This is a genomic window from Streptomyces sp. NPDC002004 (genome assembly GCF_053593975.1).
In genome coordinates, this window is sequence record NZ_JBSFDP010000073.1 from 1 (window position 1) to 8,662 (window position 8,662).

At 70.5% G+C, this 8,662-nt stretch carries 8 protein-coding genes; 1 reads left to right on the forward strand and 7 read right to left on the reverse strand.

Translation table 11 applies throughout. The features are described 5' to 3' along the window. Window positions 1-61 precede the first annotated feature (61 nt). From ACWCP6_RS37015 to ACWCP6_RS37045, 7 genes are all read right to left on the reverse strand, one after another. On the reverse strand, window positions 62-751 hold the full coding sequence (locus tag ACWCP6_RS37015; protein WP_450937062.1) for an LAETG motif-containing sortase-dependent surface protein: 690 nt from the start codon (window positions 749-751) through the stop codon (window positions 62-64). Between the two features lie 280 nt (window positions 752-1,031). Next, window positions 1,032-2,189 (reverse strand): LOG family protein, encoded by a 1,158-nt coding sequence (locus ACWCP6_RS37020; RefSeq protein WP_450937063.1) that lies wholly within the window; start codon window positions 2,187-2,189, stop codon window positions 1,032-1,034. 125 nt (window positions 2,190-2,314) lie between these two features. Beyond that, window positions 2,315-2,722 carry a VOC family protein gene (locus tag ACWCP6_RS37025; RefSeq protein WP_450937064.1) on the reverse strand — a complete coding sequence of 136 codons (408 nt, stop codon included), beginning with the start codon at window positions 2,720-2,722 and terminating at the stop codon, window positions 2,315-2,317. Between the two features lie 108 nt (window positions 2,723-2,830). Next, entirely contained in the window at window positions 2,831-4,015 is a 1,185-nt protein-coding gene (locus ACWCP6_RS37030) for a hypothetical protein (RefSeq protein WP_450937065.1), read from the reverse strand. Further along, on the reverse strand, window positions 3,997-4,734 hold the full coding sequence (locus ACWCP6_RS37035) for an ABC transporter ATP-binding protein (protein WP_450937066.1): 738 nt from the start codon (window positions 4,732-4,734) through the stop codon (window positions 3,997-3,999). The genes ACWCP6_RS37030 and ACWCP6_RS37035 overlap by 19 nt, the downstream gene beginning before the upstream one ends. Before the next feature lie 200 nt (window positions 4,735-4,934). Further along, window positions 4,935-6,314 (reverse strand): aspartate aminotransferase family protein, encoded by a 1,380-nt coding sequence (locus ACWCP6_RS37040; protein ID WP_450937067.1) that lies wholly within the window; start codon window positions 6,312-6,314, stop codon window positions 4,935-4,937. Further along, on the reverse strand, window positions 6,299-6,820 hold the full coding sequence (locus tag ACWCP6_RS37045) for an Lrp/AsnC family transcriptional regulator (RefSeq protein WP_450937069.1): 522 nt from the start codon (window positions 6,818-6,820) through the stop codon (window positions 6,299-6,301). Before ACWCP6_RS37045 ends, ACWCP6_RS37040 begins: the two co-directional genes overlap by 16 nt. Window positions 6,821-7,002: 182 nt before the next feature. Here ACWCP6_RS37045 and ACWCP6_RS37050 point away from each other — a divergent pair, with 182 nt between their 5' ends. Next, window positions 7,003-8,442, forward strand: a complete 1,440-nt coding sequence (locus ACWCP6_RS37050; RefSeq protein ID WP_450937068.1) for a gamma-aminobutyraldehyde dehydrogenase — start codon at window positions 7,003-7,005, stop codon at window positions 8,440-8,442. Window positions 8,443-8,662 lie beyond the last annotated feature (220 nt).

The following is an 8,662-nucleotide window of genomic DNA, read 5'->3' on the forward strand; positions in this document are numbered from 1 at the left end:
ACCCGGCGCACGGCCCGCTCCCGGGGAGGGAGCGGGCCGCTCGGTTACGACAGTGCAGGCGTCAGCGCGTGCCGGCCGCACCGCGCTTGCGCAGGGCGAACACCACGGCGCCACCGGCCGCGACCAGCGCCGCCGCGATACCGGCGATCAGACCGGTGTTGCTGTCGGCACCGGTCTCGGCGAGGTCCTCGTGACCGCCCGACGGGGTGGCCGAGTTGCCGCCGCCCGGGGCCGGGGTGGTGCTCTCCGACGCCGACGGGGTGGGCTTCTCGGAGGGCTTCTCCGAGGGCTTGGACGAAGGCGCCGGGGACGTCGGGGTCGTCGACGCCGGAGGCGTGCTCTCCTTCGAGCAGCCCTCCGACGGCGCGGTCAGCAACGGCTTGATGTCCTCGTCGACCCTATTGCTCGCCTTGACGTGGACCCGGTACTGCGCCTCAGGAGCCCAGTCCTCGTCGAAGGTGATCGTGACGCCCTCGCCGGTCGGGTGGTCGATCGTCTGGGTGCCGATGAGCCGGTCCTCCTCGCCGGGGACGGTCATCTTGGCGTAGAGGGTGATGGTGGCAGGGGTGCCCGAGGCGTCCTTGTCGGTGACGCTGATGACGCCCTTGCCGTTGTCGCAGGAGGCGACGGCGGTGAAGTCACGGATGTTGCAGGCCAGCGCGGTGTTCGCGACACCCAGCGTGAGCGCGGCGGCGGCCGAGGCAACGCCGAGGAAACGCACCGAGGAGGCGGTGCGACGGGATATGGACAACGTCTGCCCTTCGCGGGAATGGGAACAGCGGGGGGTGAGCGGGGCGTTGCGCGGCATGAACTGCGGCCCGACCACAGCGCCCCCACGAGCCCACACGTCTATCGGTCTGCCGTGACGGTTGTCAACGGATGTGACCGACCGGTTCGTTCAGTACCGCGAGACCGTCACCAAGGCGTTGCCACGGCGGTCCCAAGGCGGGTCAAAGGCCCCGTCAAGAGGCCGGATCCCGGGGCCCCGCCGACGGCCCGTGCCCCCGCGCCCCGGCCGGAGGACCGTCCCCTCAGGAACCGGCGCCCAGCCGTGCCAGCGCCTCCGGCGCCTCGTCGATGCTGTCGACCAGGGCGATCCTCGCCTCCATGGAGCGCTCGCGTGCCAGCGACCGGAGCAGCGGCCAGGCCGGCAGTCGGTCCGTCCAGTGGGCACGGTCCACCAGGACCATGGGGGTGGGTTCGCCGTGCGACTCGTAGTAGTTGGGCGTCGCGTTGTCGAAGATCTCCTGGACCGTGCCGGCCGCGCCGGGCAGGAAGACGACGCCCGCGTTGGAGCGGGCCAGCAGACCGTCCTCGCGGGTGGCGTTGGCGAAGTACTTCGCGATGTGGGCGGCGAACGCGTTCGGCGGCTCGTGCCCGTAGAACCAGGTGGGAATGCCCACCGAAGTCCCGCCCTGCGGCCAGCGGCTGCGCACGTCGAAGGCGGCGCCAGCCCAGTCGGTCACCGAGGGCGTGAACGACGGCACCTTGGCGAGCAGTTCCAGCGCCTCGGCGAGCATCCTGTCGCCGTACCCGGCCGAGTACGCACCCAGGTTCGCGGCCTCCATGGCGCCCGGGCCACCTCCCGTCGCGACGGTGTACCCGTCGAGGGCGAGCCGCCGGCCGAGTCGCGCCGCTCCGGCGTACTCGTCGGTGCCGCGCCCCATGGCGTGCCCGCCCATCACTCCCACGACGCGTGCGCCGACGACGAGTTCGTCCAGAGCGTCCGAGACGGAGTCGTCGTGGATGGCGCGCAGCATCGAGGCGAAGATGTCGCCGTCCGCCTTGGTCCGCCGGAACCATGCGTAGGCGCGGGCGTCCGGCGTCGCCGCGTACCCGGCGTCGAGGCCGGCGAACAGCTCGTCCGGGATGTAGAGCGTGCCGCGGTAGGGGTCGAAGGGCAGTCCCGGTACGGGCGGGAAGACCAGGGCGCCCGCGGCGCGGACCTTGGCGGCGACCTTCGGATGCATCTCGCACCCCAGGAAGACGGCTTCCTCGACGTCGAGGGTCAGCAACTGCGCCGCACGTTCCGTCAGGTCGACCGCCTGCACACGGTGACCGGCGAGGGTGCCCCGCCCGGCGACCACGGCGTCGAACTCCGCGAGCGACTCGATCTCGTGGGGGTGGTGCTTCGGGCGCGGGGCTTCGGAGGGTTCGTCCGGCCGGGCCGGTTCGGATGTCGGCTGCACCCGCTCATGCTAGGTCCTGTCGTCGTGCTCCCGTAGGCCGTCCGAGGGGCGGGCGGGAGCCCGATGACAGGGCCCGGGCATCGGGGGCCGGTCGAGCCGGACGGCCTCCGGCCCCGGAGGTGGGGTCAGCCCTGGACCGCCGCCGGGTCCATCCACATGATCTCCCAGGTGTGACCGTCCGGGTCGTCGAAGGCGCGGCCGTACATGAAGCCCATGTCCTGGGTCTCTCCGGTCGCGGAGCCACCGGCCGCGACCGCCGCATCGACGAGCTCGTCCACCTTCTCGCGGCTCTCGGCGCTCAGACACAGCAGAACCTCGGAGGTCTTCGTGGAGTCGGCGATCTCCTTCTTGGTGAAGTCGCGGTAACGCTCCTTGGTGAGCAGCATCGCGATGATCGTGTCGCTGATGACCACGCAGGCGCAGTCGTCGGTGGTGAACTGCGGGTTGAGGGTGTAGCCGAGCTCGGTGAAGAACTTCTTCGACGCGTCGATGTCGTTCACGGCGAGGTTCACGAAGATCATCTGCTGGTACATGGGCCGTCTCCCGGTCGGTGTGTGTGCGGTACGCAGGGATAGACGGCGGCGCCGGGCGGAACTCATCGGCCTTCCGGAAGTTTTCCGGGGCGGGGTCCGGCGCGCCGGTCAGCGGCTGAGCGGCGTCGCCGCCAGCTCCGCGATCATCCAGGTCAGCGGTACGAACAGGGTCAGCAGCGCGCCCGCCCGCAGCAGCGCGGCACCGCGCAGCACGGCCGTCGGCGCCCCGAACCGCAGCAGGGCCTGCGTCGTCGGCTCACGGCGCTGCCTGGCCTCCAGGGCGGCCATCATCAGCGCGACGAACGCGCAGCCCGCCACCAGCAGGACACCGAGTGCGCTGAGCGGGCCGGAGCCGCTGCCCGTGGGCACGCCCGTGGAGCTCGCGGAGACCGTCGCTCCGGCGTACGCGCCCGATACGACGGCGCATAGGACACCCAGGGGGCGCCCGATGCGCCGAGCCTCCTGCTGGAGCACCCGTCCGGCGAGCAGCCGCAGTGCACCGGGGCGCACCGTCTGGAGGGCGCGGCCGCACTGGAAGGTCAGACCGGGGCCGGCCAGGGCCAGGCCGACCGCGGTCAGGGCCCAGCCGGCCAGCACTCCGAACGACTCACCGGCGAGGCCGCCCGGCAGCGGCAGCCCGCGTGCCTGCCCCACGGGGCTGGCGTACGTCTCGACGGCGAGCCCCGCCGCGAGCAGCGCCACGCCCCAGGGCAGGCCGTTGGGCGAGGTGGCGGGTGCTTCCGGGCGGTCGGGGTCGGCAGGGTCCGCGCTGCCGCGTTTCACCCTCCTGGGGCGCAGCGCGAAGGCGCTCGCCCCGGACGCGGCGATCGGGGCCACGCTCAGCAGGGTGAGGGCGGCCGCCGACGGCAGCGGTACATCGGCGGCGAGCATCCCGGCCGCCGCGCCGTCGAACGGCAGTCCGGTGAGGTCGCCCCGGAGATGCAGGAACAGCATCAGCGCGACGAGCGAGCCGAAGGTGCAGGCGACGGCGGTGGAGAGCGCGGCGATCGCGGTCAGCCGCACCGGCCCGAGCCCCACGGCCGACAGGCCCGGCCGGGGCCGGGTCGCCGGGTCGGTACGGGCGACCGCGACGGCCAGGTACACGGTTGCGGCGAGCGGCACGAGACACCAGGCGAGCCGCAGTGTCGCCCCTTCGGACGGCTCCGGGCGCTCCATCGCGTACGCCAGCACGCACAGCAGCAGCAATCCGGTGCCCGCCGATGCGGCGGCGACCAGCAGTCGGCGGAGCTGGACGAGGGGGCGCGAACCGCGGGCTAGACGGAGAGCGAGCACGCCGCCGCCCGGTCCTGCGTATCGCTGCCCGGCAGATGGACCGTGGTGACCCGGCGCCCGTCGAGCAGGGACACCGTGCGGTCGGCGAGCGCGGCGGTCTCGGCGTCGTGGGTCGCGAGCACGACGGTGATGCCGTGCGAGCGGGCCGCCGTGGTCAGGGTCCGCAGCACGTGGCCGCGGTCGGCGACGTGCAGGGGCGCCGTCGGCTCGTCCGCGAAGATGACGGCGGGCATGGTCACGAGGGCGCGGGCGATGGCGACGCGCTGCCGTTCGGCCTGTACGAGGGCGTACGGGCGCCTGCGCGCGCAGTCCTCGATGTCCAGCCGCCGCAGCCACTCCATGGCGGCGGCCCTGGCCTCGCGGTGCGGGGCGCCGCAGAGCAGCAGCGGCAGCGCGGCGTTCTCCCAGACGCTGAGCTCGGGGACGAGACCGGGCGCGGGGTCGATCCAGCCGAAGCGGTCGCGGCGCAGCCGCTCGCGGGAGAGCCTTCCCATGGTGTGGACCGGCGTGCCGTCGAACCACACTTCGCCCTGGTCCGGTACGAGTTGACCGGACAGACAGCGCAGCAGCGTGGTCTTCCCGCTGCCGCGCGGACCGCCGACCGCGAGGATCTCGCCCTCGCGGACGCCCAGTGACACACCGGCGAGCGCGGGCGAGCCGTTGTACGAGTGGTGCAGGGCGTGGGCCCAGAGCACGTCGTTGTCCGGCGGAGCCACCATGACGAACACCTCGGTTCTGGTCGGAGTCCTTCCCCCGAACGGGGGAACGAAGGCGCAGCCGATCGGTCACTCGAAACCGTAGGTATCCGTCCAAGGCGTCCCCGGGAAGCACACGGCCCGGGTACGCCCATCTCACTCGGATGGGTGTCCCGGGCCGAGCCGATCGGAGGACCGTCCGATCAGCTGACGACGAAACGTGCCTACAGCTTGGTCCAGGCCTCCGTGAGCACGCCACGGATGATCTGCTCGATCTCGTCGAAGGTCGACTGGTCGGAGATCAGCGGCGGGGACAGCTGGATGACCGGGTCACCGCGGTCGTCGGCGCGGCAGTACAGGCCGTTCTCGAAGAGCTTCTTCGACACGAAGCCGTAGAGGATGCGCTCCGACTCCTCGTCGTTGAAGGACTCCTTGGTGGCCTTGTCCTTCACGAGCTCGATGCCGTAGAAGTAGCCGTTGCCCCGGACGTCGCCGACGATCGGCAGGTCGTTCAGCCGCTGCAGGGTCTGCAGGAACGCGCCCTCGTTGTCGAGCACGTGCTGGTTGAGCTTCTCCTTCTCGAAGATGTCGAGGTTGGCGAGCGCGACGGCAGCGGAGACCGGGTGGCCGCCGAAGGTGTAGCCGTGCAGGAAGACGTTGTCCTCCTTGTAGAACGGCTCGGCGATGCGGTCGGAGACGATGCAGGCACCGATCGGGGAGTAGCCCGAGGTCATGCCCTTGGCGCAGGTGATCATGTCCGGCACGTAGCCGAACTTGTCGCAGGCGAACATCGTGCCGAGACGGCCGAAGGCGCAGATGACCTCGTCCGAGACGAGCAGTACGTCGTACTGGTCGCAGATCTCGCGCACGCGCTGGAAGTACCCGGGCGGCGGCGGGAAGCAGCCACCGGCGTTCTGCACCGGCTCCAGGAACACCGCGGCGACGGTCTCCGGGCCCTCGAAGAGGATCTGCTGCTCGATCTGGTCGGCGCACCAGCGGCCGAAGGCCTCCGGGTCGTCGCCGAAGATCGGGGCGCGGTAGATGTTCGTGTTCGGCACCTTGTGCGCGCCGGGGACCAGCGGCTCGAAGGGGGCCTTCAGGCCGGGCAGGCCCGTGATGGACAGGGCGCCCTGCGGGGTGCCGTGGTAGGCGACGGCACGGGAGATGACCTTGTACTTGGTCGGGATGCCCTTGAGCTTGAAGTACTGCTTCGCGAGCTTCCAGGCGGTCTCCACGGCTTCACCGCCACCGGTGGTGAAGAAGACCTTGTTGAGGTCACCCGGGGCGTAGTCGGCGATGCGCTCGGCCAGCTCGACGGCCTTCGGGTGGGCGTAGGACCACACGGGGAAGAAGGCGAGCTCGGCGGCCTGCTTGGCGGCCACCTGGGCGAGATCCTCGCGGCCGTGTCCGGCCTGCACCACGAACAGGCCCGCGAGGCCGTCGAGGTACTTCTTTCCCTTGTCGTCGTAGATGTAGGTGCCCTCGCCACGGACGATGGTGGGAACGGGCGCGTTCTCGTAGGACGACATCCGGGTGAAGTGCATCCACAGATGGTCGTACGCGGTTCGGCTGAGGTCCTGGCTCACGGCTATCGGGTTCCCCACATATAGGTCTGCTTCTTGAGCTTCAGATAAACGAAGCTCTCGGTGGAGCGCACGCCGGGGAGCGCCCGGATGCGTTTGTTGATGACCTCCAGGAGGTGATCGTCGTCCTCGCAGACGATCTCCACCAGGAGGTCGAACGAGCCCGCGGTCATCACCACGTACTCGACTTCTGCCATGGCGGTCAGAGCGTCGGCCACAGGGTCCAGATCGCCCTCGGCGTTGATGCCGACCATCGCCTGCCGGCGGAAGCCCACGGTGAGCGGGTCCGTGACGGCGACGATCTGCATCACGCCCTGGTCGAGCAGCTTCTGGACGCGCTGGCGCACGGCCGCTTCGGAGAGGCCGACGGCCTTGCCGATGGCGGCGTACGGCCTTCTGCCGTCCTGCTGGAGCTGCTCGATGATGGCGAGGGAGACGGCGTCGAGTGAGGGACTGCCGTTCCCGGACTTGGACTCTCGGGAGTCCCTGGGGTCTGCGCTGCGACTGGCCACGCCGACACTGTGCACGAGGGGTCGTGGGTTCCGCAAGGTCGGATCGATGAAATCCGTTGTTTCGGAGCTCACTCTTCACTGATTCCGTGGTTGTGGGTGCTCACCTATGTTGAAAACGTTGATGTAGCGGTTAGTGTGGGAGCCTGACTAGGGTGTGGGTTGTCTCACCCATTGGACATCTGACAGGAGGGCCGGCAGTGACCACCGAGCTGCGTCGTCTGCGCAACTACATCGACGGGGAGTTCCGGGACGCCGCCGACGGACGGACGACGGACGTCGTGAACCCCGCCACCGGCGAGGCCTATGCGACCGCACCGCTGTCCGGCCAGACGGACGTCGACGCCGCCATGGCCGCCGCGGCCGCCGCGTTCCCCGCGTGGCGTGACACCACGCCCGCCGAGCGGCAGAAGGCCCTTCTCAAGATCGCTGACGCGTTCGAGGAGCGGGCCGAGGAGCTGATCGCGGCCGAGGTCGAGAACACGGGCAAGCCCATCGGGCTGACCCGCAGTGAAGAGATCCCGCCCATGGTCGACCAGATCCGCTTCTTCGCGGGTGCGGCCCGCATGCTCGAGGGCCGCTCGGCCGGCGAGTACATGGAGGGCATGACGTCGATGATCCGGCGCGAGCCGGTCGGCGTCTGCGCCCAGGTCGCGCCGTGGAACTACCCCATGATGATGGCGGTGTGGAAGTTCGCCCCGGCGATCGCCGCGGGCAACACCGTCGTCCTCAAGCCGTCCGACACCACCCCGGCGTCGACGGTCCTCATCGCCGACATCATCGGCTCGGTCCTGCCCAAGGGCGTCTTCAACGTCATCTGCGGCGACCGCGAGACGGGCCGCCTGATGGTCGAGCACCCGACCCCGGCGATGGCCTCCATCACCGGCTCCGTACGCGCGGGCATGTCGGTCGCCGAGTCCGCGTCCAAGGACCTGAAGCGGGTCCACCTGGAGCTGGGCGGCAAGGCCCCGGTCGTCGTCTTCGAGGACACCGACATCCCCAAGGCCGTCGAGGACATCTCGGTCGCGGGCTTCTTCAACGCCGGCCAGGACTGTACGGCCGCCACGCGCGTCCTCGTCCACGAGTCCATCCACGACGAGTTCGTGCAGGCGCTCGCCAAGGCCGCATCCGAGACGAAGACCGGCCAGCCGGACGACGAGGACGTGCTGTACGGCCCGCTCAACAACCCGAACCAGCTGAAGCAGGTCGCCGGCTTCATCGAGCGCCTGCCCGCGCACGCGAAGGTCGAGGCGGGCGGCCACCAGGTCGGCGACAAGGGCTACTTCTACGCCCCCACCGTCGTCTCGGGCCTCAAGCAGGACGACGAGATCATCCAGAACGAGGTCTTCGGCCCGGTCATCACCGTCCAGTCCTTCTCGGACGAGGCCCAGGCCGTCGACTGGGCGAACGGCGTCGACTACGCCCTCGCCTCCTCGGTGTGGACCAAGGACCACGCGCGGGCCATGCGTCTGTCGAAGGCACTCGACTTCGGCTGCGTCTGGATCAACACGCACATCCCGCTGGTCGCCGAGATGCCGCACGGCGGCTTCAAGAAGTCCGGCTACGGCAAGGACCTCTCGGCGTACGGCTTCGACGACTACACGCGCATCAAGCACGTGATGACGTCGCTCGACGCCTGATCCGTCCGCCGGGGCGGCGCCCGACGACGGCCGACGGTCCCTTCGGCGGTGCCGGAGGGCGGTTGACGGCCGGCCGGTCCGCCCGGGGCTGAGCCGACCGACGAGTCCGCGGGGCGGGTGCGGAAAGCGGTGCCGCTACACCTCGCGACCGGGGGCGGCGCCGACCTCCAGCACCGGGGCGACGTTGGTTGGCTGTGGGTTCAGCCCGAAGGCGCGCGCC

Bases quoted from the DNA above. Each gene is read 5' to 3' on its own strand.
- ACWCP6_RS37025 (WP_450937064.1), bottom strand. From the start codon at position 2,722: ATGTACCAGCAGATGATCTTCGTGAACCTCGCCGTGAACGACATCGAC.
- ACWCP6_RS37035 (WP_450937066.1), bottom strand. From the start codon at position 4,734: ATGGTGGCTCCGCCGGACAACGACGTGCTCTGGGCCCACGCCCTGCAC.